This window comes from Cryptosporangium aurantiacum, assembly GCF_900143005.1.
Taxonomy (GTDB): Bacteria; Actinomycetota; Actinomycetes; order Mycobacteriales; family Cryptosporangiaceae; genus Cryptosporangium; species Cryptosporangium aurantiacum.
Map to the genome: position 1 here is coordinate 84,243 of NZ_FRCS01000002.1, position 25,217 is coordinate 109,459.

Below are 25,217 nucleotides of genomic sequence, written 5' to 3' on the forward strand. Positions count from 1 at the left end.
CCAGGACCCCGCGGAAGTCCGTCCGATAGTCGGGCCCGCTCACGACGCCACCACGTCGATCTCGCTGAACGACTCGACGACCGGGTGGTCGCCGAAGTCCGCCTCAGCGTTGGGTTCCCCAGCACGGCGGACGCCGATCACCTGCCAACCGGCGGTGCGGGCCGCGTCCAGCTCGGCCGGCAGGTCGGTGAGGAACAGCGCCTCCCCCGCGGGCACACCCAGCGCCGACGCGATCTTCTCGTACGAGGACGCCTCGCGCTTGCTCCCGGCGCTGACCGTGTCGAAGTACGCCTCGATCATCGGCGTCAGGTCGCCGGCGTCGGCGTGCCGGAACCACGGCACCTGGCTGGCGACCGACCCGGACGAGAACACCGCGAGCCGAACACCGCGGTCGTGCCACGAACGCAGCTGCGGGACGACGTCGCCGAAGAAGTGCGACCGCAGCTCACCGGCGGCGAACCCGGCCGCCCAGATCTGGCCCTGGATCGTCTTCAGCGGGGTCGCCTTGACGTCGGAGTCCATCCAGCCGTGCAGCACCGCGACTACGGCGTCCAGATCGGCGTCGTCCGCCAGGCCGCCCTCGGAGCGGGTGGCCGCGACCGCGGCGACGATCGCGGGGTCTGAAGCGTGCGACGAGATCCACGAACGGAGCCGCGGCCGGGCGTAGTCGTACAGGTCACCCTGGACGAAGCCGGCGGCGCTGGTGGTGCCCTCGATGTCGAGGATCACCACCCGAGCGGTCCAGGTCGGGTGCGCGGTCATGCAAGCTCCTTGCTGATCGAGTGGTACTCGCCGACCCGAGTCGGCTCGAAGACGCCCCGGTCGGTGACGATCCGGCGGACGAACCGGGGCGGTGTGACGTCGAAGGCGGGGTAGTAGCCGCGTTCGACGAGCGGTGACGCGGTGCGCTCCCCCAGGGTGGACAGCACTTCCGCGCCGTCGCGCTCCTCGATCACGACGTCGGACGCGGTGGCCGCGGTGGGATCCGGCGCGAGCACCAGCGCGAAGAACGGCACGTCGAACGCGGTCGCCGCCACGGCGTGGGCGAGCGTCCCGACCTTGTTGATCACGTGCCCGTCCATCGTCACCCGGTCGGCGGCGGTGACCAGCGCGTCGACCCGGCCGAGCGCGGACTGACCGGCGAGGACCGCCGCCGCGGTCGAGTCGGTGACCAGCGTCAGCGACTGACCCATCTCGGCCAGCGTGTGCGCGGTCAGCCGGGCGCCCTGCAGGTAGGGGCGGGTCTCGGTGACCACCCACTCGTACTGTCGCCCGGCCCGCGACGCCTCCTGCACCAGCCCGATCAGGTACGCGTCCATCCAGCAGTGGGTGAGCACGCGAGCGCCGTCCGGGAGCAGCCCAGCGGTGAGGCGCCCCAGTTCCGCGCTGCCGCCCCGGTACGCGGCCTCCAGCCGGGCGGTCTCGGCTTCGACGAGCTCGGCCAGTTCCTCGGGCGTCCCCGGCCCTGCGGCGGCAACCGCGGCGAGCACCTCGCGGACGGCGTCCCGAACGTGGTTGTTGGTGGGGCGCGCGGCGGTGAGCAGCTGACCGTCGTCCGCCAAGGCAGTTAAGGCAGTGGCCAGCGGGCCACCCCGGTGCAGGCGCGCGCTCAACCGCAGGCCGGCCAGGCCGGCGTAGAACGGCCCTGAACTCTGCGTGACCATGCCTCGGATCGCGGTCGCGACCTCGCCCGCGGAGCGGGCGAGCACCCATTCCTGACGTCCGGGGAAGACGCGACGGTCGAGGATCCGCACGCCCTCGTCGGTCAGGCGGACGCTGTCGTCGAGCACGGGCCTCACTGCTGGGCCTCCCACGAGGTACTGACGAGGCGCGCGAGCGCGCGGGGATCCGGACGGCTACCGCAGATCTCCCGGTCGACCAGGAGTTTGTGGCCGAGGCTGAGGACGACCGCCGACGCCGGGCCGGGGTCGGGCAGCGTCTCCAGGTCGGACGCGTGCGAATAGCCGGCCACGCGCCGGACCAGCTCGACCGCGGCGTAACCGAGCGTGTCGCGCCAGGTATCGCGCAGCTCACGCAGCAGCCAGCCGTCGTCGAGCAGCGGGTCGACGCGGCCGGGCCAGCCGTCGCGCCAGGCGGCACAGAACGCGTCCCAGCAGTCCGCAACGGTTGCGAGATGCGCGGCCCCCCGTGCGGTGGCGCCCGTGGCGTACGAACGGAGCGCCGCGATCACCACGTTCGCGATGTACAGGCCGAGGTCGAGGCCGATCGGACCGACCATCGCGAACTCCGGGTCGATCACCCGGACGACCGGCTCGCCGTCGCGGACGCCGACCATGACGCTGCCGCTGTGCAGGTCGCCGTGGACGAGGGCCTGTGTCTTCGCGCCGAACGCGGCTCGCAGCGCGGCGAGCTCGGTGCGGACCGCGGGGTCACGGCGGAGTGATTCGACGGCCGCCCCCAGCGCCGGGTGGTGGTGATTGTGTTCGGCGGCGACGAACGGGTCGCCGAGCAGGTACTGGAGCGTCACCTCGGCGAGCAGCGGGTTCACCGAGTCGGCGATCAGCGCGGCGCGGGCCTGCGGCGTCGCGCCGGCGACGCTGGTCGCGAACGTGACCCGTCCGACGAGTTCCCCCACTTCCGCGGACGTGCGGCCCAGCGAAGCGCCGTCGTTCAACGCCGTACGCAGGACCGTGAGGTCGGAGAGGTCCTCCATCGTGAACGCGAACCGCGTGGGGTCGACGTCCAGGACGCGCGGTGTCTGCCGAGGGGCGTACTCGGCGAACGTCCGGAGGGCACGCGCTTCGATCAGCGCCCGCTCCGGGCTCATCGGGGCGGAGGGGCCGAGCCGCTGGATCCACGGCGGCGCCTGCTTGACTGCGAGGCTCGGGATCGCCGTGTCGTCCGGGATCGCGAGGAAGACCCGGTTCATGTTGCCGTCGCCGACCTCGCGCACCGCGCCCCGGGCATCGGCCGGCAACAGCTCCCGGCTGACCAGATAGGCCCAGACCTCAGCGGGTTCGAGCACCACCGCCTGGCTCATCGGGCTCCTTCGTGCGTCGTTGCTGGTCAGCGCTGAACGTATGCAGTCTCCCTCGTCCGGCGCCGACCGCCCAGGGCGCCTCCCACCTCCCGGACACACGGTCGGATTCGCGGCTTATGCCCTCCGTTTGAGGGGCGCGCGGTGTAGCAGGCACGAGGCACTATCGCTGCATGAACGTCGCACGGGACGCCGTCACGGAGTTGGCCAACGCCCTGAGCAACGACGCGGCGGCCCTGGCGCGGGTGCTGCAGTCCGACGTCCTGGTCGACGCCCCGGCGATCCTGCGGGCGCTGGCGGTGACGTCCCTGCACCTGGCGTCCTCGGCGGCCGAGATGGCGAAGGCGGTCGAGGACGTGGCCGGGCCGTCCGCCGACGAGCTGCGGGCGGTGCAGACGGCCATGGCCGAGTGCAGCTCGACGCTGCTCAACATCGTCGACCCGATCCAGCGGTTCAGCGACCGCGCTGCCCGCTAAGAATCCTCGAGGTCACCCTCCGTTGCGAGGTAAAGGTCCTGGAGGGCCTCCAGGGTCTCGGCGGCGGGGTGCTCCCACATGCCCCGGTTCGCCGCCTCGAGCAGGCGCTCGGTGATCGCGTGCAACGCCCACGGGTTCGACTCGGTGAAGAACTTCTGGTTCTCCGGGTCCAGCGCGTAGGTGCCCGCCAGCTTCTCGTACATCCAGTCCGCGACGACGCCCGCCGTGGCATCGTAGCCGAACAGGTAGTCGACGGTCGCGGCCAGCTCGAACGCGCCCTTGTAGCCGTGTCGGCGCATCGCCTCGATCCAGCGCGGGTTGACGACCCGGGCGCGGAACACCCGTGCGGTCTCCTCGTGCAGGCTGCGGGTGCGGACGGCGTCCGGGCGGGTGCTGTCGCCGATGTACGCCTTGGGCGCGGTGCCGGTCAGCGCGCGGACCGTCGCGATCATGCCGCCGTGGTACTGGAAGTAGTCGTCGGAGTCGGCGATGTCGTGCTCGGCCGTGTCGACGTTCTTCGCCGCGATGTTGATCCGCCGGTACGCGCTCTCCATGTCCGGCCGGGCCGGGACGCCGTCGAGGCCACGTCCGTACGCGAACCCGCCCCAGACCGCGTAGACCTCGGCCAGGTCCTTGTCGTCGCGCCAGGTGCGGCTGTCGATCGCCTGGAGCAGCCCGGCACCGTAGGCGCCCGGCTTCGAGCCGAACAGGCGCATGGTGGCGCGCCGGGAATCGCCGTGGGTCTCGAGCTCCGCCTGCACGTGCTCTCGCACGTAGTTGTCCGGCTCGTCGAGGGCCGCCACCAGCTGCACGGCGTCGTCCAGCATCGCGACGACGTGCGGGAACGCGTCCCGGAAGAAGCCGCTGATCCGGATCGTGACGTCGATGCGAGGCCGGCCGAGCTCGTCCCGCGGGATGACTTCGAGCCCGTTCACCCGGCGCGAAGCTTCGTCCCAGACCGGGCGGACGCCGAGCAGCGCCAGCACTTCGGCGATGTCGTCGCCGGCGGTGCGCATCGCGGACGTGCCCCAGATCGAGAGCCCGACCGAGCGCGGCCACTCGCCGGTGTCGGCGCGGTACCGGGCGAGCAGCGAGTCGGCCATCGCCGACCCGGTCTCCCACGCCAGGCGGCTCGGGATCGCCTTGGGGTCGACCGAGTAGAAGTTGCGACCGGTCGGGAGCGTGTTGATCAGGCCACGGAGCGGCGAGCCCGACGGGCCGGCCGGCACGTAGCCGCCGTTCAGGGCGTGCAGCACGTGGGTGAGCTCGTCCGTGGTCTTGCTCAGCCGCGGCACGACCTCGTTCGCCGCGAACTCCAGCACCCGCGTGACGAGCACCCGGTCAGCGCCGGCGGCGGCGCCCGGCGTCGCGTCCAGAATTGACGTAGTGACCTCGGCCGACGCCGACGGATCCCACCCGCGGACCTCCATCTCCGCCACGAGCGAGCGCGCTAGCGCGTCGATCGCATCGACGTCAGTCCGTGCCTCGTCACCCGCCTCGGAGAGCCCGAGCGCCTCCCGCAGACCGGGCAGCGCCGCGACCTGCCCGGCCCACATCTGCCGGGCGCGCAGCATCGCCAGCACCAGGTTCACCCGGGCCTCGCCGGACGGTGCCGCGCCCAGCACGTGCAGGCCGTCCCGGATCTGGACGTCCTTGACCTCGCACAGCCACCCATCGACGTGCAGCAGGAAGTCGTCGAACTCGGCGTCGTGGGGACGGTCGTCCAGCCCCAAGTCGTGGTCGAGGCGCGCGGCCTGGATCAGCGTCCAGATCTGGGCCCGGATCGCGGGCAGCTTCGCCGGGTCGAGCGCCGCGATGTTCGCGTGCTCGTCGAGCAGCTGCTCGAGCCGCGCGATGTCGCCGTACGAGTCGGCGCGGGCCATCGGCGGCACCAGGTGGTCGACCAGCGTCGCGTGCGTGCGGCGCTTGGCCTGGGTGCCCTCGCCCGGGTCGTTGACCAGGAACGGGTAGATCAGCGGCAGGTCACCGAGGGCGGCGTCGGATCCGTCGGCCGCGGACATCCCGACGGTCTTGCCGGGCAGCCACTCCAAGTTGCCGTGTTTGCCCAGGTGAATGACCGCGTCCGCGCCGAACTCCGCGGCCAGCCAGTGGTAGGCGGCCAGGTAGTGGTGGCTGGGCGGCAGGTCCGGGTCGTGGTAGATCGCGACCGGATTCTCACCGAACCCGCGCGGCGGCTGGATCATCACCACGACGTTGTCGCCCCGGAGCGCGGCCAGCACGATGTCGCCGTCGTGGACGTAGAGCTCGCCCGGAGGCGGGCCCCAGTGCTCGAGCATCTTCTCCCGGAGCCCGGCGTCCAACGAGTCGAAGTACGCCTGGTACGCCGCCGCCGGGATACGCACCGGGTTCGCCGCGAGCTGCTCCTCGGTGAGCCAGGCGGTGTCGTGGCCGCCTGCCTTGATCAGCGCGTGGATCAGCGCGTCGCCGTCCTGCGCCTCGACGCCCGGCAGGTCGCCGACCTGGTACCCGGCGTCCTTCAGCGCCTGCAGGAGCTTCACGGCCGACGCAGGCGTGTCGAGACCCACGGCGTTGCCCACCCGGGCGTGCTTCGTCGGGTACGCGGACAGCATCAACGCGACCCGCTTGTCCTGGGACTCGATGTGCCGCAGCGCACCGTGCTTCACCGCGATGCCCGCCACCCGGGCGGCGCGCTCGGGGTCGGCGACGTACACGGTGAGCCCGTCGGCGTCGATCTCCTTGAACGAGAACGGGACCGTGATGATCCGGCCGTCGAACTCGGGGATCGCGACCTGGGTCGCGTTGTCCAGTGGGGACAGGCCGTCGTCGTTGGCCGCCCAGGTCTCGCGGCTGCTCGTGAGGCAGAGACCCTGCAGGATCGGGACGTCGAGCGCGGCTAGCGCCCCCACGTCCCAGGCGTCGTCGTCGCCGCCAGCGCTCGCGGTGGCGGGCTTCGTGCCGCCGGCGGCCAGCACGGTCACGACCAGGGCGTCGGCGCGCTCCAGCGTGGCGAGCAGCTCGGGCGGGGCGGTGCGCAGGGAGGCGCAGAACACCGGGAGCGCCTGCCCGCCCGCGTCCTCGATCGCGTCGCACAGCGCCTCGACGAACGCGGTGTTCCCCGCGACATGGTGCGCCCGGTAATAGAGGGTGGCGATGACTGGACGCCGGGTTTCCGACGCGCCTCGGTCGGGCTTCAATCCGCTGGCTGAGCTGGAAGCGCGCTCGAGGACTCCCCAGGTGGGGGTCTCTTCCGGGGGCGCGAAGCCGAGGCCGGTGAGCAGGACCGTGTCGCTCAGGAAATGGTGGAGCTGCTCGAGGTTGGCCGCCCCGCCCTGGGCGAGGTACGCGTGCGCCTCCGCCGCGACACCGGCGGGCACCGTGGAGAGCTGCATCAGGTCGGCGTCCGGCGCGATCTCCCCACCGAGCACGACGACCGGCTGCGGACCGGCCAGCAGCGCGTCCAGGCCCTCTTCCCACGCGCGGCGCCCACCGAGGATGCGGACGACGACCAGGTCGACGCCGTCGAGCAGCGCGGGCAGGTCCCCAACGTTCGTCCGCGCCGGGTTGGCCAGGCGGTACGGCGCTCCGCTCGCCCGTGCCGAGAGCAGGTCCGTGTCGGAGGTCGAGAGCAGCAGAATCACGCAGGGTCCTCACTCGGCGTCGTTTGTCGCCCGCCCATCATCCCAGGGGGCCACGGTGACCAGAACCGCTCCCGTCACGTGGGCGAATTGCCATCACCCATGCGGCACGTAGCATCCGGCTATGCCCACCGCCGTGCCCGTTCCGCGCCGCCTGGCAGCCGACAGCTGCCCAGGTGCGCTCCAGGTGCACAAGGCCGCTGACGGTGGTCTGGCGCGAATCCGGGTGCCGGGCGGTGTGGTGAGCCTCACCCAGTGGGCTGCGCTACAGGAGTACGCCCCGATCGAGCTGACCTCCCGCGCCAACGTCCAGATCAGGGGCGTCACCGACCCGGCCGCACTGGCCGCGCGCCTGGCGTCCGCCGGATTGTTGCCGTCAGCCACGCACGAACGGGTGCGGAACATCGTGGCCTCGCCGACCGGCGACGTGCGTTCGGTCGTGACCGAACTCGACCGGGACCTGTGCGCCGCACCCGACCTGGCCGAGCTGCCAGGGCGTTTCCTGTTCGCGGTGGATTCCGCGCGCGACGTGGCGGGCCTGGGTGCGGACGTGACCGTGCTGCTGGGCTCCGACCCGGCTCCGGTGCTGCTGGCGGGCGTCGACCGCGGTCTGCGGGTCTCCGTCGGCCAGGCCGTTCCGGCCTTGATCGCCGCGGCGCGGGGGTTTCTCGCCGAGCGCACGGCTCAGGCCTCCCGGGCCTGGCGTCTCACTGAGTTGGACGACGGTCCGGCGCGCGTCGCCGCCAGGGTGGCCGACGCCCTGGGCTTGCTGTTGTCCGCCCCGGACGTCGTGGGGCCGGCCGCCGTCGAGTCGGGTCCGATCGGGGCCGTGCCGGGCGGTGTGGCCGCGGTGGCGCCGCTGGGGCGCCTCACGGGTGCGCAGATGGCGCGGATCGGGGCGGTGGCGCGCGACGAGATCATCGTCACTCCGTGGCGGGGTGTGGTGCTACTGGGCGTGGACGCCTCGGCGCTGGCGGCCCTGGCCGACGCCGGGCTGGTCACCGACCCCGCGTCCCCGTGGGCCACCGCGACCGCGTGCACCGGGCTGCCCGGCTGCGCGAAGTCGCGTGCGGACGTCCGCGCCGACGCGTCGGTCGCGCTCGGCGTCACGCTGCCTTCGTCCGGGGTGCTCCCCGTGCACTTCGTGGGGTGCGAACGGCGCTGCGGACATCCCGCGGGCGCACACGTCGACGTGCTGGCCACGGGCGACGGATACCAGGTGGACGGCGAGAACGTCCGCGTCGAAGAGCTACCCGCGTTCGTCGCGGCAGCCAGGAGGAAAAACGCGTGACCGGGCAGTACGACTACATCCGCGACGGCGCGGAGATCTATCGCCAGTCGTTCGCCACGATCAGAGCCGAAGCCGACCTTTCCGGTCTCCCGGCCGAGGTGGCCCGCGTTGCGGTTCGGATGATCCACTCCTGCGGCATGGTCGACCTGGTCGACGACCTGGCGTACTCCGCGGACGCGGTGCCCGCGGCGATCAAGGCCCTGCGGGACGGCGCGCCGATTCTCTGTGACGCGCAGATGGTCGCGTCCGGGGTGACGCGTCGGCGCCTGCCCGCCGCCAACGACGTGATCTGCACGTTGGGTGATCCTGCGGTGCCGTCGCTGGCCGCGTCGCTGGGCACCACCCGCAGCGCGGCGGCGCTCGAACTGTGGCGCGATCGGCTGGAGGGCTCGGTCGTCGCGATCGGCAACGCGCCGACGGCGCTGTTCCACCTGCTGGACATGGTGGCGGCGGGCGCGCCTCGGCCGGCCGTGGTGCTCGGCATCCCGGTGGGCTTCGTGGGCGCCGCCGAGTCGAAGGACGCCCTGGCAGCCAACGAGCTCGGGCTGGAGTACCTGATCGTGCGCGGACGCCGGGGTGGCAGCGCGATGACCGCCGGTGCGCTCAACGCGCTGGCCAGCGAGGAAGAGTGATGAGCGGTCGTTTGTACGGCGTCGGTCTCGGACCGGGCGATCCCGAGCTGGTCACCGTCAAGGCGGCCCGGCTGATCTCCGACGCCGAAGTGATCGCGTACCACAGCGCCCGGCACGGACGCAGCATCGCGCGCTCGGTCGCCGCCCCGTATCTGCGCGAGGGGCAGATCGAGGAGCAGCTGGTCTACCCGGTCACCACCGAGACGACGTCCCACCCGGGTGGGTACCAGGGCGCGCTCGACGACTTCTACGCGTCGGCGGCCGAGCGTCTGGCGGCGCATCTGGACGCCGGTCGGGACGTCGTTGTGCTCGCCGAGGGTGATCCGTTCTTCTACGGCTCGTACATGCACCTGCACAAGCGCCTGTGCTCGCGGTACCCCACGACGGTGGTGCCGGGCGTGACGTCGGTGAGCGGGGCGTCGGCGGCGATGGGTCGTCCGCTGGTGGAACGCGACGAGGTGCTGACCGTACTGCCCGGGACGCTGCCGGTGGCGTCGCTGGCGGCTCGGCTGGACGGTTCTGATCCCGCGGTCGTGATGAAGCTCGGGCGGACGTTCGGGGCGGTGCGGGAGGCGCTCTCGGAGGCGGGCCGGCTGGACGAGGCCTGGTACGTCGAGCGCGCCACGACGTCGTCCGAGCGGGTCGTGCCGCTGGCCGAGGTCGACCCGGAGACGGTGCCGTACTTCTCGATGGCGGTGCTCCCGAGCCGCCTGTCGCCGGGCCTGGACGCGGAGCCGGGCGCGGGCGGCGTCGCCGAGTCGGCCGCGGCACCGGGCGTGACCGGGGTCGCCGACCCGGCCGCGGCGCCGGGGCTGACTGCGGGCCTGGCTTCCGGGGCCGTGGACTGTGCCGGGGAGGTCGTGGTCGTCGGGCTGGGGCCGGGTGGCCGCGACTGGCAGACCCCCGAGGCGCAGGCCGCCCTCGCCGCCGCCGACGACCTCGTCGGGTACGGGCCGTACCTCGACCGAGTCCCCGCCAACCCCCGCCAGCGGCGCCACCCGTCCGACAACCGGGTCGAGGCCGAGCGGGCCGCGTTCGCGCTGGACCTGGCGTCGCGCGGCTCGAAGGTGGCCGTCGTGTCGTCCGGGGACCCCGGCGTGTTCGCGATGGCCGCGGCGGTGCTCGAAGTGGCGGAGGAACCCCGCTGGAAGCACGTCGCGGTGCGGGTCGTGCCGGGCATCACTGCCGCTCAGGCCGTGGCCAGCCGGGTGGGTGCTCCGCTCGGGCACGACTTCTGCATCCTGTCGCTGTCCGACCGGCTCAAACCCTGGGAGATCATCTCCGAGCGGCTGGCCGCGGCGGCGGCGGCAGACTTCGTGATCGCGATCTACAACCCCGCGTCGAAGAGCCGCAGGCACCAGATCGTGGACGCGAAGGAGCTGCTGCTGCAGCACCGGGAAGCGGACACGCCGGTGGTGATCGGGCGGGACGTCGGTGGGCCGACGGAGAGCGTGCGGGTGGTGCGGCTCGCGGACCTCGACCCGTCCGAGATCGACATGCGGACGCTGCTCATCGTGGGGTCGTCCCAATCCCGCTCCGACGGCCACACCGTCTACACCCCCCGCCGCTACCCGGCCTGACCCCTCGTCAGCGCCGCACGGAGCTGACCGCAGAAGGCGGCGAAGCGGGCAGGGTCCTTGAGGTCGAGGCTCGTCAGGTGGAGCACGGTCCACCCGGCGTCGATCAGCTGGTTGAGGCGCGCCCGGTCCGAGCGGAGCTGCTGCGCGTCCGCGTGCCAGATGCCGTCGTACTCCACCGCGACCTTCGCGTCCGGCCATGCCAGGTCGAGACGGGCTATCACGCGCCCGTTCACGACGACCTTGTGCTGCGGCGTCGGCGGCGGGAAGCCGGCCAGCGTGATCTGGACGCGGGTCCGGGACTCCTGCGGGGACTCCGCGCGGGCGTCGGCGAGGGTGATGGCCTTCGCGGCCTGGCTGTCCGGGAACGTCGCGACCCAGCTGTCCATCGCCTCGCGCCGCGGACGCTTCGCCCTGAACAGCACGTCGAGCGCGACGACCGCCTCGATGAGATCTGGCTCGGACGCGATCTCCCACGCGGTCCGGGTAGACACGGTGACCGGGGGGTCGCTGCCGGGACGGATGTGCCCCGGAGGCAGCCAGGGAGTGCGCACGATGCGGCACCCGCGTCGGCGCATTCGCGTCCCGGGCGGCGCGATGACGTGCACGGAGTCCCCGAGCTCGCCCAGTGGCAGCCCGTCCAGACACGCCGCCGACCGCCCAGTGAGGGCTGCTCCCTCGGGGAGGATCAGTCCCGCCGCCTGACATCGCAGCCGATAGGAGTCGCCCAAATCAGCAGCGACATAGACGTCTCGGTGTAACTGAATCCATGACTTACCGCGGAGCTGATTCTTCGTCACCAGGCCGGCCCGGACCGCGTCCGAGCCCCGGAACGGTCCCCGACGCAGCGCGGCTGGTTGATGCGGGTGGGTTCCCATTCGGCCACCCTGGCGAACCCTGCGGTGCTCGCAGCGATGTCCACAGCCGGCGGGCGACATCTAAGAGTGGTGTGGGCACCCGCCCACACCACTCTTAGTTGCAAGCCACCCCATGGCTTGCTCAGGAGTGGCCACGGTGTCGACCCCCGCCGGCAGGGGCGGGCGGTTGACCATGAGGACGGGCAGCCCCAACTCTCGGGCGGCTTCGAGTTTCGGGTACGTGGCACTGCCGCCGCTGTCCTTGGTCACGACCACGTCGATGTGGCGCGAACGCAGCAACGCCACCTCGTCCGCGCGCGTGAACGGGCCCCGCGCCAACAGCACCTCGGAGTGCGGTGGCAACACCGCGGACGGAGGGTCCACGGTACGGATCAGGAACCACTGGTCACTCCCCGCGAACACGCCAACCCCCTGGCGCCCCGTGGTCAGCAACACTCGGTGCCCGAGCGACGGCAGTACCTCAGCGGCGTCCGCAAGCGTAGGAACCCGCACCCAGTGATCGCCGGGAACCGACACCCAACCCGGACGTTGCAGCACCAGCAGCGGAACACCGAGGCGCGAGCACGCGGCAACAGCATGAAGGGTCATCTGCGCCGCGAACGGATGGGTCGCGTCGACGACCGCGTCGAACTCTTCCGACCGCAAATACGAGACGAGGCCCGCCACTCCGCCGAAGCCTCCGATGCGCACCTCGCCCGGTGGCAGCAGCGGCTCCCGCACCCGTCCGGCCAGCGAACTGACCACGCGGCACGACCCGGCGAGCGCGGACGCGAGGCGACGCGCGTCACCGGTGCCGCCGAGGATCAGGACGCCTGTCACGAGTTCACCAGCGTAGTTGGCATGCTGGAGGTGTGAGCGAACTGCGGTACGGCTGGACGACGGGCGCCTGCGCCACCGCCGCCACCACTGCCGCCTACACCGCGCTGCTCACCGGGGAGTTCCCCGACCCGGTGCGGATCACGCTGCCCAAGGGTCAGCAGCCGAGCTTCGCGCTGGCCATCGAGGAACACGCGGACGAGAGCGCTACCGCGGGTGTGATCAAGGACGCCGGCGACGACCCGGACGTCACGCACGGAGCGCTGATCCGGGCGACCGTGCGGCACGGGCTGCCCGGCACCGGCGTCACGTTCCGGGCGGGCGAGGGCGTCGGAACCGTCACCAAACCCGGCCTGCCGCTGCCGGTCGGCGAGCCCGCGATCAACCCGGTCCCCCGGCAGATGATGCGCGACGCGATCGCGCGCGTCGCCGAAGAGCACCACGGCACGGGCGACGTCGAGATCGAGGTCAGCGTCGAGAACGGCGAAGAGATCGCCAAGAAGACGTGGAACCCGCGGCTCGGCATCCTGGGCGGGCTGTCGATCCTCGGCACGACCGGCATCGTCGTGCCGTACTCGTGCTCGGCCTGGATCGACAGCATCCGGCGCGGGATCGACGTCGCCAGGGCCGCGGGGTACCAGCACGTCGCGGGCTGCACCGGCAGCACGTCCGAGAAGGTCGCCGCGGAGCTGTACGACCTGCCCGAGGACGCCCTGCTCGACATGGGCGACTTCGCCGGAGCCGTGCTCAAGTACCTGCGGCGGCATCCGGTGCCGCGGCTGACGATCGCCGGCGGGATCGGGAAGCTCGCGAAGCTGGCGGCCGGTCACCTGGACCTGCACTCCAAGCGGTCCCAGGTCGACTTCGGGTTCCTCGCATCGCTGGTTCCGGACCCAGCCACGGCCCAGGAAGTACAGAACGCGAACACCGCACTCCAAGCCCTGCAGCTCTACCCACCGCTCGGCGGACTGGTCGCTGAAAAGGCCAAGGCCACCGCGGACGACGTCCTCCGCGGCGCCCCCGTGACCACCGATGTGGTGGTCATCGACCGCGCCGGAACCATCGTGGGCAGGGCCTAGCGCTCCCGGCACGCCGAGTAGAGGTGGGAGTCGGAGAACTCCGACGCGTTCAGCACGGCCCCCACGATGATCACCGCGGTACGGACGATGCCCGCTTCCCGCACCGACGCACCGATGTCGCCGAGCGTCCCGCGCAGGATCACCTCGTCGTCCCGGCTCGCGCGGGCCACCACCGCGACGGGGCACTCCGCGCCGTACGACGGGATCAATTCCGCCACGACCGCGTCGATCCGCTGCACCGCCAGGTGGAGGACGAGAGTGGCCCGGCTCGCGCCGAGCGTGGCCAGGTCCTCCCCCGGCGGCATCGGCGTGGCGCGCGCCGACGTCCGGGTGAGGATGACGGTCTGCCCCACTCCGGGCACGGTCAACTCGTGTTTCAGCGACGCGGCTGCCGCTGCGAACGCCGGAACGCCCGGCGTCACGTCGTACGGCACGCCGAGCGCGTCCAGGCGGCGCATCTGCTCGGCCATCGCGCTGAACACCGACGGGTCGCCCGAGTGCAGCCGGGCGACGTCCAGGCCGGCCGAATGAGCCGCCGCGCACTCGGCGATGATCTCGTCGAGGTTGAGTGACGCCGTGTCGACGAGCCGCGCGCCGGAAGGGCACCACGCCAGTAATTCGACCGGCACCAGCGAACCGGCGTACAGGCACACCGGCGACGCCTCGATCAGCGCGCGCCCCCGCACCGTGATCAGATCCGCGGCGCCCGGACCCGCTCCGATGAAGTGCACGGTCATCGTTTGGTCACCACCCACTGTGTCACCGGCATCATCGGCTTCCACCCGAGAAACCCGCCGACCGGCTTGGCCCGGCTGATCGCGATGCGGGTCAGGTCGCCGCCCAGCTTGTCGTGCCAGTCCGCGACCGCTGCCTCCGACTGGATCGTGACCGCGTTGGCCACCAGCCTCCCGCCGGGCTTCAGCGCGTTCCAGCAGGCCTCCACGGTGCCGGGCACGGTCACCCCACCACCGATGAACACCGCGTCCGGCGCTTCGAGCCCGGCGAGCGCACCCGGAGCCGATCCGACCTCGACCGTGAGCCCGGGGACGCCGAGGGCCGCCGCATTGCCGGACAGGCGCGCGGCCCGGTCCGGGCGGTGCTCGACCGCGATCGCCCGGCACGAGCGATGCGTCCGCAGCCACTCGATCGCGATGCTGCCCGCGCCCGCGCCGACGTCCCAGAGCAACTGACCGGGAACCGGCGCGAGCCGGGCCAGCGTGATCGCCCGGACCTCCCGCTTGGTCAGCTGCCCGTCGCTGTCGAACGCCTCGTCCGGCAGGCCGGGGACCAGCGGGAACAGCGGGGCGTCCGGCGACGCGACGCACTCGATCGCGATCACGTTCAGCGAGCTGGTGATCTCGCCTGCCCACTCGGAGGCGAGCACGGTCCGGGACGCCTCCGCCGACGAGCCCAGGTGCTCGAGCACGGTGAGCGGGCTGGCGCCGTAACCGCGCGCGGTCAGCAGCGCGGCGACCTGGCCGGGCGTCGTCCCGTCGGCGCTCAGCGCCAGCACGGTCCGCCCGGGATGGATCGCGGTGTGCAGCCGCTCGACCGGACGCCCGACGAGGCTGACGATCTCGACCCGCTCCTCCGGCCAGCCCAGCCGCGCGCAGGCGAGCGAGATCGACGACGGATGCGTGATCACCCGCACGCGGTCCGCGCCGAGTTGGCGCACCAGCGTGCTCCCGATTCCGAAGAACATCGGATCACCGCTGGCCAGGACCACGATCCGGCGGTCGGCGTTGGCCGCGAGCAGCGACGGGATCGCCGGCATCATCGGCCGGGGCCACGCGACGCGCTCGCACTCGACGTCCGCCGGAAGCAGCCCGAGCTGACGCCGGCTGCCGAACACCACCTCGGCTGCGCGCAGGGCGTCGCGCGCCGGGTCTCCGAGCCCGGCCCAGCCGTCGGCACCGATACCGACGACCGTCACCACTTCGGTGGGAAAGTCGGAGGTCACGGCAGCAAACCGTAATCCCTCACGGGAGCAGGCCCGCCAGCGCCTGTCGAGGCAGTGACGACTGTCTCGCTCGCGAGGGAACTTCTGGCCACGTCCGAGCGACTGACTTCGCGTGATCGCAGGTTCCTCCCCCTGGCTCCGCCGGGCCGCCGTGCTCGCCGTGCTGGTCATCGCGCTGCTCGGGATCGGCGCCGGACCGGCCGCGGCGCACACCGTCGGCGGCGTCGGCGCGACGAACTTCCGCACCACGCTGGAGCAGTTCTCCGGCGTGCCGGGCGTCGAACTCCGGGTGGTGGAGAACGGCAGCAGGCTGGAGCTGCGCGACACCACGGACACGCCGGTCGTCGTGCGCGGGTACCAGAACGAGCCGTACGCGCGGGTCGGGCCGGACGGCGTCTTCGTGAACGAGTACTCGCCCGCCTACTACCTGAACACCGACCGTTACGGCGTTACCACCGTCCCGGAGAGCGCCGACCCCAAGAAGGCGCCGAAGTGGCGGAAGATCTCCGGTGACCAGGTCTTCCGCTGGCACGACCACCGCACCCACTGGATGCAGACCACGCTCCCGCCGGTGGTCAGCCAGGCGCCCGACGACTTCCACGAGATCAGCCGCTGGACGGTCACCCTCGACCACGGCGGCACGCTGCTGACCGGCTCCGGCACGCTCGCCTGGGTGCCCGGACCGGCCCCGTGGGGGTGGTTCGCGGCCGCGGCGGTGTTGCTCGTGGTGCCTGCGCTGGTGGTGGCGTTCGGGCGGCGGTGGGCGCTTCCGGTGCTCGGGGGCGTGGTGGCGCTGATCGTGGTCGCGGACGTCGTCCACAATTTCGGCGCGACGCTGCTGGAGGGGCGCGGCGCCGTGGCGTCGCTGGGGCCGCAGGTCGCGGTCTGGGGCATCGGCGGGGTCGCGGTCTGGTTGCTCGTGCGTCGCCGGGACGCGGGTCCGTGGGCCGCAGCGGTCTTCGGGGTCTGCGTCGCGATCGCGTCCGGCATCGCCGACCTGCCGGTCTTCTGGCGCTCGTCCGCGCCGACGGTCCTTCCTCTCGGGGTGGACCGACTCACCGTCGTGGTCGGCCTCGGGGTCGGGTTCGGCCTGGTCGGCGCCCTAGCTCTGCAACTACTACGCGGACGCCATGGGCAGCGCGTTGTCCCACTGAACGCCGCCCCAGAAGCCGCCGCGGCCGTGCCTGAGGCCGTGCCCGCGGCCGAGACCGTGTCCGAGGCTGGGGCTGGGCCGCGGGGGGTTCGGATCAGTCGGCGGCAAGCCGTGGGGCTGGCCGTGGCCGGGGGCGCCGGGGCCGTGGCCGGGGCGGGCCTGCAGCTCGCCGCGAGCTCCGACCAGCCGACAGCCGCCGCGCCGGAAACCACCACCGTGCCGCTCGGCTCGGTCGGCGACCGGATCGTGCCGTTCCGCGGCGCCCGCCAGGCCGGCATCTCGACCCCGGTGCAGCGGCAGTCACACGCCCGGATCGCCGCGTTCGACCTGGTCCCCGGCGCCGACGCCGACGCACTGCGTGCGCTGCTCCAGCGCTGGACCACCGCCGCCGAGGCGCTGACCGCCGGACGGCCCGCCGGTGACCGCACGGACACGATGACCGCGGACAGCGGCCCGGCCGGCCTCACGATCACCGTCGGTTTCGGCCCGAGCCTGTTCGGCAAGGCGGACATCCCGGCGGGCGCACGTCCCGAAGCGCTGACACCGCTCCCGGCGTTCCCCGGCGAAACCCTCGACGCCACCCGCAGCAACGGCGACCTCGGCGTCCTGGTCGCGGCCGACGACTCAGTGGTCGTGTTCTCGGCGCTCCGGACGCTCGAACAGCTCGCCGCCGGTGTGGCGACCCCGCGCTGGCAGTTCGCCGGATTCACCCGCGGACGCGGCGTGACGACGAACGAGGGCGCGACGGTCCGGAACCTGATGGGCCAGCTGGACGGCACCAAGAACCCGAAACCCAGCGAGGCCACGTTCGGCAAGACGGTCTTCGTCGCCGACGACGGCTGGATGCGCGGCGGGTCGTACCTCGTCGTCCGCCGGATCCGGATGCTGCTCGACGAGTGGGAGGACCTCCCGGTCGCCGCGCAGGAGCAGGTCATCGGCCGGAAGAAGGCCAGCGGGGCGCCGCTGTCCGGCGGGGTGGAGACGACACCGGCGAACTTCGGGCGCCGCGGATCCGACGGCGAGCTGATGATCCCGGCGGATTCCCACATGCGGCTCGCGACCGCCGCGTTCAACCGGGGCGCGGCGATGCTGCGGCGGGGATATTCGTTCGCCGACCCGCAGCCGGGCGGCGGAGTGGAGGCGGGGTTGATCTTCCTGGCCTGGCAGGCCGATCCGCGGACCGGCTTCATTCCGGTGCAGCAGAACCTGATCGCCGGTCACGACCGGCTGAGCGCGTTCACCCGGCACGAGACCAGCGCGCTGTTCGCGATGCCCGGCGGCGTGGCCACCGGCGAGTTCCTCGGCCAGCGTCTCTTCGACGAGGTGGGCCGGTGAAGCGGGGCGTCCTGGCGCTGGTGCTCCTCACCGCGGGCTGCGCCTCGTGGGGCCCGGAGGGCGGCCCCGGTGGCATCGGGCGGTCGGACGCACCGGTGACGGCGGCCACGACGGCGTCGCCGGCGGTGGTCGCGACGGCCGGGCCGGACGGCGTCCAACGAATCACGGTGAACCTGACCGACGACCTGAAGTTCGTCCCGGACCGGGTGACCGCCCGGCCGGGCGTGGTCGAGTTCCGCCTGCAGAACGTCGGCGTGACGCCGCACGACATGACGGTGGCGTCCGCGACCGCGGGCAACATCAACGGGGGCAAGACCGCGGTGCTGCGGGTGACGGTCTCGAAGCCCGGCGAGTACCCGTTCCCATGCCTCTACCACGCGGAGAGCGGCATGCGCGGCGTGCTGGAGATAACGCAGTAAGGGCAGCCTTCACTTACTGCCCGTCGTCACCTAACCTCGATCAGTGAGGGCCCACCAGCCGACCCGAAGGAGTCGTCGTGCGCCGACTGCTCGTTGTGCTCGCCGGAACCCTGGCCGTCTTATCGGTGGCCTCACCTGCCTCCGCGTTCGCCCACGACCGCGTCACGAACCCGTACCTCCACGCCGCGCTGGACGTGCTGACCCTTGCCGCCGTGACCGCCCCGCTGTGGACGGCCTACTTCTGGGGCCGTCGTAACCGCCGCGCGCTGCTGGCGCTGGTGGCCGGCCTCCAGCTGCCGGTGGCCGTCGTCGCGTTCGTGCCGATCCCCGATCCGCGGCTCCATGCGCTCGCGCTGGTCAGCGGGCTGGCGCTGACCGCGGCGTCGATCCTGACCGTGCGTCACGCGGTCAGCGACGAAGAACCCGCGACGACCTAGATCACCAGAACGCCGACGACCCGGCCGTCTCCACCGAGCACCAGCTCGGTCCGCGGGCAGCCGGGTCGCGGCGTGTCCCAACCCCGTCCGGGGATCCCGACCGCGTGGTACGCGCAGTCGGGCTCACCGACGTAACCCCAGGCCAGCAGCGTGTCGCGGCCCTCGTAGGTGTAGTGGCCGAGCGACGCTACCCGGGCGCCCTCGGCTCGCCGGTAGAACCGGGCGACCAGCCCGGGAACCGGACGGCCGTCACCGCACAGATCGATGTCCTCGATCATGCGGTGCGGCACGAACTCGGCGAGGTCGGGGACCATTCAGGTCAGGTAGTCGCCGTCGACCGGCGCAGCGCGAGCAGACCGGCGATCAGGCCGGCGACACCGGCGACGAGCCCGGCGACGCCCAGTCCGATCGCGAGCCCGTTACCGTCGGAGTCGTCGTCCGACTCCGACGCCACCGCGGCCTCGCTGGTCTCGGTACTGGTCGCTCCGTGCGCGTCACCACTGCTCTTGACCAGCGTCAGCACCGGGGCGGGGTACTCCGGCTCCTCGCTGCCGGACTGCTCCTCGATCCACCGGACGACCTCACCGTTGGAGTACGTCTGCAGCGACTTGAAGTAGATCTTCTCGGCTTCGGGCAGCGGGCCGACCGAGATCGAGAACTCCTGGAACTGGTGCGGCTGGATCGCGTTGGCAGGGCTGGTCGCCGTCCAGGTAACCCGGCTGACCGCCTCGGTGACCTGCGTTCCGTGTGCCTCGATCGGCTTGGAGAGCTTGGACGTCGTGGTGGCGACCGTCCAGCCCGGGATCGGCTTCACCGACACGGACGCGAACGGGGTGTCGGTCGGGAGCGCGACCTCGAGCTTCGTCGTCGAGGCGTTGTCGCGCTCGTTCGGCACCCGGAACGTCAACGCGGAGTAACCACCCTGCGTCGCCTCGGAGGGGTTCACCGTGACGTGCGCGGACGCCGGGCCGGCGAGGCTCAGCACCACGACGCCTGCCGCGAGCGCGACCGTAGCCGCGCGGGCCAGGAGCCGTCGGTGGCCGGAGGGCCGCCGGACCGTCGTTACCGTCATTTGAGGTCCTTTCAGAGGGAACTGCGCAGCCACGGAGCGCTACGGAGGTAGCGGCCCGTGGGCGAGAGGACAGCGGAGCTAGAGGGCAGCTGAGCTAGAGGGCAGCGGGGAACGCCGACGCGCGCGGAGGGCCGCGGCGGATGACGCTGTGCCGCCAGCCGGGCGTGGGGCGCACGATCGCCCGCGCCGCGACGACGGAGCGTGCCGGACGCGACGTCGGCACGATCAGCGTCCGGACCAGCGTCCAGAGCAGGCGCAACGGCGCGACACCCCGCGCGAGCCCGCGGCAGATCCGCCACGCGGCGGCCTCGCCGCCGCGCAACCAGGCCGCGGTCGACAAGCCCGCGACCAGGTGCGCGAGCACCATCGCCGTCGTCGACGGCTCGCCAGACACCGGAGCCGCGACGTGGTGCCCGGCGTGCGGCAGCGCCTCGAACAGGTAGTGCAGCCCCACCTGGGCGGCCAGGAGCACGCCGGCGATCAGCGGGAACCCACGCTCCCGGCCGGCGAGCAGCACGGCGGCGACCAGCACGAGGCCCGCACCGGCGACCATCGCGGGGCCCGACGGCAACGACCCGGCGGCCCACGAGTGCAGTGCGATCGACAAGCTCAGGCAGACCAGGGTGAAAACCCCGGCGCGCGCCTCTCGCGCGAGGCCCTGGCTCGTCATGGGCCCGATGCTCCCACATCAACACACAGTGACGGGAGGCCTGGGTCGGATCCAGGCTGCGGCGTCCGTCGGGAGCAGCCCGTCCACCAGTGGGCTGCTCGCCAGCAGCACGGCACCCTCCGGCAGGGGCACCGCGGCCGGCGACAGGTTGACCACGCACGCGAACCCGCCGTCCCGGGCGAACGCCAGCACGCCCTCCCCCGCGTCGAGCCACCTCAACGAACCCGCCAGCCCGCGCCGCAACCGCAGAGCCGAGCGGTACAGCGTCAGCATCGAGCCCGGGTCACCGTCCTGCGCCTCCACGGTCAACGCACTCCAGTCCGCCGGCTGCGGCAACCACGTCGGCGTCCCCCCGAAACCGTACGGCGCGGTACCACCGGACCAGGGAAGCGGAACCCGGCAGCCGTCCCGGCCGGGGTCGACCCCGCCGGACCGGGCGTGCATCGGGTCGCGGATCGCGTCCAGCGGGACCTCGTACTCCGGCAGCCCCAGCTCCTCCCCCTGGTACACGTACACCGCGCCGGGCAGCGCCATCGCGAGCAGCGCGGCAGCCCGGGCCCGGCGGGTGCCGAGCGTCAAATCAGAGGACGTTCCCGCGCGTTTCGACGAGAACGAGAACGACGTGTCGGCGCGCCCGTAGCGCGTGACGACCCTGGTCACGTCGTGGTTGGACAGCACCCAGGTCGCCGGGGCGTCCACCGGTGCGTGCGCGGCGAGCGTCGTCTCGATCGACGTCCGCAATCGCGACGCGTCCCACGGGCAGGCCAGAAAGTCGAAGTTGAACGCGGTGTGCAACTCGTCGGACCGCAGGTAGCGCGCGAAGCGCGCGGGATCGGGGAGCCAGAGCTCACCGATCAGCGCTCGCGGTTCCTCGTACGAGTCCGCGATCCGCCGCCACGACCGGTAGATGTCGTGCAGCTCGTCGCGGTCGACGAACGGATGCCGCTCGCCCTCGGAGAAGTCCGGCAGCGCAGGGTCCTTCACCGGCAGCACCGCAGAGTCGATCCGGACCCCCGCCGCCCCACGATCGAACCAAAAACGCAGGATGTCCTCGTGCTCGGCCCGGACCAGCGGGTGTGACCAGTTCAGGTCCGGCTGCTCGGGCGTGAACAGGTGCAGGTACCAGGAGCCGTCCGGCAGCTGCGTCCACGGCGAACCACCGAACTCCGAGACCCAGTTGTTGGGGCGATCGCGGAACCAGAACAGCTCCCGCTCCCCGTTCACGAACCACGGATGCAGGTGCGAGACGTGGTTCGGCACGATGTCGACGATCGTGCGGAGCCCGAGGGTCCGCGCTTCGGCGATCAGCTTCTCCGCCTCGGCCAGCGTCCCGTACACCGGGTCGATGTCCCGGTAGTCGATGACGTCGTACCCGCCGTCCGCGCCCGACGAGGGGTACCACGGGTTGAACCAGAGCGCGTCGACCCCCAGTTCCGCCAGGTACGGGAGCCGGGAACGGACACCCGCCAGGTCACCGATGCCGTCGCCGTTGCCGTCCGCGAAGCTGCGCGGGTAGATCTGATAGATCGCGGCGTTCAACCACCAACTCATCCCTTGAGACTCCCTGCGCCGATCCCGGCGATGATGTGCCGTTGGAAAACCAGGAACAGCGCGACCATCGGCACGCTGGCGATGACCATCGCGGCGATCAGCTGGCTGACCGGAGCGTCCGCCGAGAGCTGCACCAACGCGACGCTGATCGGCGCCTTGCTCGTGTCCGAGAAGACCAGCAGCGGCCAGAGGAAGTCCTGCCAGACCGCGACCACCGCGAAGATCGAGACGACGCCGAGCACCGGGCGGGACAGCGGCAGCACGACGTGCCAGAGCCTCCGCACCGGGCCGGCCCCGTCGATCTCCGCCGCTTCGAGCAGCTCCGACGGGATCTGGTCGAAGAAGCGCTTCAACAGGTAGAGGTTGAACGCGTTGGCGACCGCCGGAAGCCAGATCGCGAGCGGGCTGTTCAGCAGGTTCACGTGGACGAGCGGCACGTCGACGACCGTGAGGTACTTCGGCACCAGCAGCGCGGACGCGGGCACCATGAGCGTCGCGAGGATGCCGCCGAGGATCAGCTGCCCGAACACCGGCCGCAGCCGGGAGAGCGCATACGCCGCCAGCGTGCAGAACACGATCTGCAGCACCCACGCTCCAGCCGCCTGCACAGCGGTGTTCGTCAGGTGGGTGGTGAGGCTGAGCGTGTGCCAGGCGTCCCGGTAGTTCTCGGGCTGCCAGTCTGATGGAACGAGCGTGGGTGGCGTCTGCACGAGTTCCTCGGGCGACTTCAGCGCGCCGACGACCATCCAGTACACCGGGAACAGGAACGCGAGCACGAACGCCACGACCGCCGCGCCGAAGATCACCCGGTACAGAACCCGGTGCCGGGCCAGCGTGGAGGCGGAGACCAGCGTTCTCATGTCCGCTCCCTGGTCAGCCGCAGGTACAGCGCGGAGAACACGCCGAGGAATCCGAGCAGCATCACGCTGAGCGCGCACGCGCTGCCGTAGTCGAGGTAGACGAACGCGTACTTGTAGATCAGGTAGAGGACGGTGATCGTCGCGTCCTCCGGACCGCCGCCGGTCATGATGTACGGCTCGGTGAAAACCTGCATCGTCGCGACGATCTGCAGCAGGAGCAGCATCAGCATCACGAACCGGGTCTGCGGGATCGTCACGTGCCGGATCCGCTGCCAGATCGAGGCGCCGTCGAGTTCGGCGGCCTCGTACAGCTCGCCCGGGATACTCTGCAGCGCCGCCAGGTAGATCAGCACCGTGCCGCCGAGGTTCGCCCAGGTCGCGACCAGCACCAGCGAGACCAGCGCGGTGCGGGTGGAGTTCGTCCAATCGGAAGTGGGCAGATGGAGGAACCGCAGCACCTCGTTGAACAGGCCGGGACCCGGGTCGTAGAACCACTTCCAGAGGAGTGCTGTGACCACCGGCGGGACCATCACCGGCAGGTACACCGCGAGGCGGAAGAACGTCTTCGCGTGACGCAGTTCGTTGAGCAGCACGGCGAGTGCGAACGGCACCGCGAACCCGATGACCAGCGCCAGCCCGGTGAACGCGAACGTGTTGCGCCAGGCCGCGGCGAACTCCGGATCGCTGAACAGCAGCCGGAAGTTGTCCAGCCCGACCCAGGTCGCCTCGTCCACCGAGTTCGACTGCTGGAACGCCAGGATCACCGCCCGGACCGCCGGATACCAGGAGAACAGCCCGAAGCAGAGCAGCCCGCCGGCGAGGAACGCGTACGCCGTGAGGTTGTCCGCGATGCGCCGCCGCCGCCGTGGGGGCTGGGCCCCGCGGCTGCTCCGAGGAGCGAGCCGCGGGGCTTCCAGGGTGGACACGGACATCAGCGCTGGTTCGCCAGCAGGCGGTCGATCTTGTCGGACGCGTCGGCGAGCAGGTCGTCGATGTCGGCGTTCTTGTTCGTGAGGACCGCGGACATCACGCCGTCCATCACCGAGTAGATCTGCTGTGCCTGCGGCGGTTCGAGCTTGCCGGGGATCTCGGTCTCCTGGAACAGCCGGTAGTTCTCGACCGGGACGTTCGCGTACTCCGCCTTCAGCGTGTTGTCGGCGTCCGCGGTGGCGCCGGTCCAGAGGTTCGGCTGCGGCAGCCCGACCGGGGCCTTGTTGCGGGCCGCGCGCTCCCAGTTGTTCGCGCCGGTGCCGGGCGTGAGGTTCTGGAACTCGACCCACTTCACGCCGGCCTTGATCTGCTCCGGCGTCGCCTTTTTGTTGAACATGTAGCCGTCGCCGCCGAGCAGCGTGCCCTTGTTGCCGGGCATCGGCGCGATCGCGAGGTCGTTGTAGGAGCCCTTGTACTTCTTGACGATCTCCGGGAGGTTGTCCGGCGCCGCCAGGTACATGCCGAGCTTGCCCGAGCCCATCATCTGCTGGACGTCGGTGATCTGGAGCAGCTGCTTGCTGCCCATGCTGTTGTCGGTCCAGCGCATGTCCTTGAGGGTCTGCAGCACGGCCTTGCCCTCGGGACTGTCCACGGTGGCCTTTTTGCCGTCCTCGGACACGATCGACCCGCCCTGCGAGTACATCTCCGCGGTGAAGTGCCAGCCGCCCTGGTTGCTCGCGCTGAAGTCGGCGTACCCGACCGTGCCGTTGCCCAGCCCGGCGATCTTCTTGGCGGCGACACGCACCTCGTCCCACGTCGTCGGGGGTTTCGAGGCGTCGAGACCGGCCTTCGTGAACAGCGCCTTGTTGTAGACCAGGCCCATCGAATAGTTCGTCCGGGGCAGGCCGTACGTCTTGCCGTCGGTCTCGAAGATGTCGAGCACCGACTGCTGGAGGTCGTCGTAACCGGCGACCTCACCGACGTACTTCGAGATGTCGGCGGCCTGGCGGCGCTTGACCACGTTCGCGACGTCGGTGAAGTAGACGTAGAAGATGGTCTCCATCTGATCGCCGGCCAGCTTGGCGTCGAATGTCTTCGGGTCCATGCACGGAAACGCATCGTGAGCGACGATGTCGATGTCCGGGTTCTGCTTCTCGAAGATCGCGATGTCCTCCTCGAAGCTGCGCCGGTCGATCGCGGCGGACTTCGGAGGCTCGCAGTTGACCGTGATCCGGACCTTCCCGTCCGCGGTCGTGTCGTCGTCGGCGCTCGTACACCCGGTCGCGGCCAGGACTAACCCAGCAGCGACGAGCGCGCCGAGCCGGCTTCTTCTCATCGTTGAGTGCCCTTCGTAGTGGCGTGCGGCAACACCCCACCGCGCTCGCCGTTGCGGGGTAGTCACGGAGAGCGCGTGCCGCAGACCATAGGGCGGCCCAATATTGCTGCGCAATATCTGGATCGAGATT

Annotated in this window: 23 protein-coding genes; 8 read left to right on the plus strand and 15 right to left on the minus strand. The window is 71.5% G+C overall.

The annotated features are described in order from the left end of the window. Positions 1 to 39 precede the first annotated feature (39 nt). Genes mtnC through mtnK form a run of 3 tightly spaced genes read right to left on the minus strand, consistent with a single transcriptional unit; the run spans position 40 to position 3,001 of the window. On the minus strand, positions 40 to 762 hold the full coding sequence (gene mtnC, locus BUB75_RS07250) for an acireductone synthase (protein ID WP_073253159.1): 723 nt from the start codon (positions 760 to 762) through the stop codon (positions 40 to 42). Further along, positions 759 to 1,799, minus strand: coding sequence for a translation initiation factor eIF-2B alpha/beta/delta subunit family protein (locus BUB75_RS07255; protein ID WP_073253162.1), 1,041 nt, complete (start codon positions 1,797 to 1,799; stop codon positions 759 to 761). The genes mtnC and BUB75_RS07255 overlap by 4 nt, the downstream gene beginning before the upstream one ends. Then, the gene (mtnK, locus tag BUB75_RS07260; protein WP_073253164.1) at positions 1,796 to 3,001 is read right to left on the minus strand and encodes an S-methyl-5-thioribose kinase; all 1,206 of its coding nucleotides are present in this window, start codon (positions 2,999 to 3,001) and stop codon (positions 1,796 to 1,798) included. Before mtnK ends, BUB75_RS07255 begins: the two co-directional genes overlap by 4 nt. 170 nt (positions 3,002 to 3,171) lie before the next feature. Between mtnK and BUB75_RS07265 the strand changes: the two genes are divergently transcribed. Next, complete coding sequence (locus BUB75_RS07265) at positions 3,172 to 3,474, plus strand: hypothetical protein (RefSeq protein WP_073253167.1); 303 nt, start codon at positions 3,172 to 3,174, stop codon at positions 3,472 to 3,474. Here the strand turns inward: BUB75_RS07265 and cobN are convergent. After that, on the minus strand, positions 3,471 to 7,094 hold the full coding sequence (gene cobN, locus BUB75_RS07270; protein WP_073253170.1) for a cobaltochelatase subunit CobN: 3,624 nt from the start codon (positions 7,092 to 7,094) through the stop codon (positions 3,471 to 3,473). The two genes, BUB75_RS07265 and cobN, sit on opposite strands and share 4 nt — an antisense overlap. A 121-nt stretch (positions 7,095 to 7,215) precedes the next feature. Here cobN and BUB75_RS44890 point away from each other — a divergent pair, with 121 nt between their 5' ends. Genes BUB75_RS44890 through BUB75_RS07285 form a run of 3 tightly spaced genes read left to right on the plus strand, consistent with a single transcriptional unit; the run spans position 7,216 to position 10,594 of the window. Beyond that, entirely contained in the window at positions 7,216 to 8,382 is a 1,167-nt protein-coding gene (locus BUB75_RS44890; protein ID WP_073253173.1) for a hypothetical protein, read from the plus strand. Continuing rightward, complete coding sequence (locus tag BUB75_RS07280; protein ID WP_073253176.1) at positions 8,379 to 9,014, plus strand: precorrin-8X methylmutase; 636 nt, start codon at positions 8,379 to 8,381, stop codon at positions 9,012 to 9,014. Before BUB75_RS44890 ends, BUB75_RS07280 begins: the two co-directional genes overlap by 4 nt. Continuing rightward, entirely contained in the window at positions 9,014 to 10,594 is a 1,581-nt protein-coding gene (locus BUB75_RS07285) for a precorrin-2 C(20)-methyltransferase (protein WP_073253179.1), read from the plus strand. The genes BUB75_RS07280 and BUB75_RS07285 overlap by 1 nt, the downstream gene beginning before the upstream one ends. Here the strand turns inward: BUB75_RS07285 and BUB75_RS44095 are convergent. Both BUB75_RS44095 and BUB75_RS07295 read right to left on the minus strand, forming a co-directional pair. Continuing rightward, positions 10,582 to 11,085: an endonuclease domain-containing protein gene (locus BUB75_RS44095; RefSeq protein ID WP_218617358.1), complete on the minus strand. Its 504-nt coding sequence runs from the start codon at positions 11,083 to 11,085 to the stop codon at positions 10,582 to 10,584. The genes BUB75_RS07285 and BUB75_RS44095 overlap by 13 nt on opposite strands. 444 nt (positions 11,086 to 11,529) lie before the next feature. Further along, complete coding sequence (locus BUB75_RS07295) at positions 11,530 to 12,288, minus strand: cobalt-precorrin-6A reductase (RefSeq protein WP_073253187.1); 759 nt, start codon at positions 12,286 to 12,288, stop codon at positions 11,530 to 11,532. Positions 12,289 to 12,320: 32 nt separating this feature from the next. Here BUB75_RS07295 and BUB75_RS07300 point away from each other — a divergent pair, with 32 nt between their 5' ends. Next, positions 12,321 to 13,364 (plus strand): cobalt-precorrin-5B (C(1))-methyltransferase, encoded by a 1,044-nt coding sequence (locus tag BUB75_RS07300; protein WP_084740412.1) that lies wholly within the window; start codon positions 12,321 to 12,323, stop codon positions 13,362 to 13,364. Here the strand turns inward: BUB75_RS07300 and cobM are convergent. After that, complete coding sequence (cobM, locus tag BUB75_RS07305) at positions 13,361 to 14,101, minus strand: precorrin-4 C(11)-methyltransferase (RefSeq protein ID WP_073253193.1); 741 nt, start codon at positions 14,099 to 14,101, stop codon at positions 13,361 to 13,363. The two genes, BUB75_RS07300 and cobM, sit on opposite strands and share 4 nt — an antisense overlap. Further along, positions 14,098 to 15,324, minus strand: coding sequence for a precorrin-6y C5,15-methyltransferase (decarboxylating) subunit CbiE (gene cbiE / locus BUB75_RS07310; protein WP_073253196.1), 1,227 nt, complete (start codon positions 15,322 to 15,324; stop codon positions 14,098 to 14,100). Before cbiE ends, cobM begins: the two co-directional genes overlap by 4 nt. Positions 15,325 to 15,436: 112 nt before the next feature. Between cbiE and BUB75_RS44100 the strand changes: the two genes are divergently transcribed. The 3 genes from BUB75_RS44100 (at position 15,437) to BUB75_RS07325 (ending at position 18,668) form a co-directional block, all read left to right on the plus strand. Next, the gene (locus tag BUB75_RS44100; RefSeq protein WP_218617359.1) at positions 15,437 to 17,812 is read left to right on the plus strand and encodes a Dyp-type peroxidase; all 2,376 of its coding nucleotides are present in this window, start codon (positions 15,437 to 15,439) and stop codon (positions 17,810 to 17,812) included. Beyond that, the gene (locus tag BUB75_RS07320) at positions 17,809 to 18,231 is read left to right on the plus strand and encodes a cupredoxin domain-containing protein (RefSeq protein WP_073253199.1); all 423 of its coding nucleotides are present in this window, start codon (positions 17,809 to 17,811) and stop codon (positions 18,229 to 18,231) included. Before BUB75_RS44100 ends, BUB75_RS07320 begins: the two co-directional genes overlap by 4 nt. Positions 18,232 to 18,308: 77 nt before the next feature. Further along, positions 18,309 to 18,668 carry a hypothetical protein gene (locus BUB75_RS07325; RefSeq protein ID WP_073253202.1) on the plus strand — a complete coding sequence of 120 codons (360 nt, stop codon included), beginning with the start codon at positions 18,309 to 18,311 and terminating at the stop codon, positions 18,666 to 18,668. Here BUB75_RS07325 and BUB75_RS07330 read toward each other — a convergent pair. The 7 genes from BUB75_RS07330 to BUB75_RS07360 all read right to left on the minus strand — a co-directional run bounded on the left by BUB75_RS07330 (position 18,665) and on the right by BUB75_RS07360 (position 25,087). After that, on the minus strand, positions 18,665 to 18,982 hold the full coding sequence (locus BUB75_RS07330; RefSeq protein WP_073253206.1) for a hypothetical protein: 318 nt from the start codon (positions 18,980 to 18,982) through the stop codon (positions 18,665 to 18,667). The genes BUB75_RS07325 and BUB75_RS07330 overlap by 4 nt on opposite strands. A 5-nt stretch (positions 18,983 to 18,987) precedes the next feature. Beyond that, a complete protein-coding gene (locus BUB75_RS07335) occupies positions 18,988 to 19,740 on the minus strand; it encodes a YcnI family copper-binding membrane protein (RefSeq protein WP_073253209.1) in 753 nt (250 codons plus the stop codon). A 94-nt stretch (positions 19,741 to 19,834) separates the two neighbouring features. Next, entirely contained in the window at positions 19,835 to 20,410 is a 576-nt protein-coding gene (locus BUB75_RS07340; protein WP_073253213.1) for a hypothetical protein, read from the minus strand. Positions 20,411 to 20,428: 18 nt separating this feature from the next. Continuing rightward, entirely contained in the window at positions 20,429 to 21,961 is a 1,533-nt protein-coding gene (locus BUB75_RS07345; protein WP_073253218.1) for a glycoside hydrolase family 13 protein, read from the minus strand. Beyond that, a complete protein-coding gene (locus BUB75_RS07350; RefSeq protein WP_073253221.1) occupies positions 21,958 to 22,821 on the minus strand; it encodes a carbohydrate ABC transporter permease in 864 nt (287 codons plus the stop codon). Before BUB75_RS07350 ends, BUB75_RS07345 begins: the two co-directional genes overlap by 4 nt. Then, complete coding sequence (locus tag BUB75_RS07355; RefSeq protein ID WP_084740415.1) at positions 22,818 to 23,753, minus strand: carbohydrate ABC transporter permease; 936 nt, start codon at positions 23,751 to 23,753, stop codon at positions 22,818 to 22,820. Before BUB75_RS07355 ends, BUB75_RS07350 begins: the two co-directional genes overlap by 4 nt. Then, on the minus strand, positions 23,753 to 25,087 hold the full coding sequence (locus tag BUB75_RS07360; protein ID WP_073253224.1) for an ABC transporter substrate-binding protein: 1,335 nt from the start codon (positions 25,085 to 25,087) through the stop codon (positions 23,753 to 23,755). Before BUB75_RS07360 ends, BUB75_RS07355 begins: the two co-directional genes overlap by 1 nt. Positions 25,088 to 25,217 lie beyond the last annotated feature (130 nt).

Coding starts and splice junctions, on each gene's coding strand:
- BUB75_RS07330 (WP_073253206.1), bottom strand. CDS start 18,982: ATGGTCCCCGACCTCGCCGAGTTCGTGCCGCACCGCATGATCGAGGAC.
- mtnC (WP_073253159.1), bottom strand. CDS start 762: ATGACCGCGCACCCGACCTGGACCGCTCGGGTGGTGATCCTCGACATC.
- BUB75_RS07340 (WP_073253213.1), bottom strand. CDS start 20,410: ATGACGAGCCAGGGCCTCGCGCGAGAGGCGCGCGCCGGGGTTTTCACC.
- BUB75_RS07265 (WP_073253167.1), top strand. CDS start 3,172: ATGAACGTCGCACGGGACGCCGTCACGGAGTTGGCCAACGCCCTGAGC.
- cobM (WP_073253193.1), bottom strand. CDS start 14,101: ATGACCGTGCACTTCATCGGAGCGGGTCCGGGCGCCGCGGATCTGATC.
- BUB75_RS07335 (WP_073253209.1), bottom strand. CDS start 19,740: ATGACGGTAACGACGGTCCGGCGGCCCTCCGGCCACCGACGGCTCCTG.
- BUB75_RS07355 (WP_084740415.1), bottom strand. CDS start 23,753: ATGTCCGTGTCCACCCTGGAAGCCCCGCGGCTCGCTCCTCGGAGCAGC.
- BUB75_RS44890 (WP_073253173.1), top strand. CDS start 7,216: ATGCCCACCGCCGTGCCCGTTCCGCGCCGCCTGGCAGCCGACAGCTGC.
- BUB75_RS07285 (WP_073253179.1), top strand. CDS start 9,014: ATGAGCGGTCGTTTGTACGGCGTCGGTCTCGGACCGGGCGATCCCGAG.
- BUB75_RS07350 (WP_073253221.1), bottom strand. CDS start 22,821: ATGAGAACGCTGGTCTCCGCCTCCACGCTGGCCCGGCACCGGGTTCTG.
- BUB75_RS07360 (WP_073253224.1), bottom strand. CDS start 25,087: ATGAGAAGAAGCCGGCTCGGCGCGCTCGTCGCTGCTGGGTTAGTCCTG.
- mtnK (WP_073253164.1), bottom strand. CDS start 3,001: ATGAGCCAGGCGGTGGTGCTCGAACCCGCTGAGGTCTGGGCCTATCTG.
- BUB75_RS07345 (WP_073253218.1), bottom strand. CDS start 21,961: ATGAGTTGGTGGTTGAACGCCGCGATCTATCAGATCTACCCGCGCAGC.